The sequence below is a fragment of the Lysinibacillus parviboronicapiens genome, from assembly GCF_003049575.1.
GTDB classification, from domain to species: domain Bacteria; phylum Bacillota; class Bacilli; order Bacillales_A; family Planococcaceae; genus Lysinibacillus; species Lysinibacillus parviboronicapiens.
The window spans coordinates 1-398 of sequence record NZ_PYWI01000105.1 but is presented as its reverse complement, the minus strand read 5'-3'; the positions used below and the strand labels follow the sequence as shown (position 1 = coordinate 398).

The 398-nt window shown below is 40.5% G+C and carries 1 pseudogene; it reads right to left on the bottom strand.

The features are described from left to right. Positions 1-398, bottom strand: a pseudogene (locus C9J35_RS23890) (IS110 family RNA-guided transposase); the annotation flags it as partial.

Below are 398 nucleotides of genomic sequence, written 5' to 3'. Positions count from 1 at the left end.
GCTAATTGATTATTAACAGTTTCAATTTCAGTTTCTAATAACCGATACTGACGTAAGAGCGTGGCAATTTCATGTTGGGCCATCTGTGTTCCTTCTGTCAGACCGATAGAGTTTTTCGCGGCTTCAATAAGAAGCTTGGCTTTCGGTAACTGTGGGGCTCTCATTCCCTTTACCTGTCGATAAAGAAAGACCAGCTCTTCAGCTGTTTTCTCTTTAATATCTTTTGGTAATGGCGTCATTTCTAGTGTTGCAAGTGCCATCTTCCCGAAATTAGGAAAGACTTGAGTAAACTCTGGAAAGTAGCGATCAAGCCAACGAATGATTCGATTTTTAATACTAGCCAAATCCTCCGTCAATTTTGAACGAAGAGTAGAACCAATACGAAGCTCAGCTTCAAT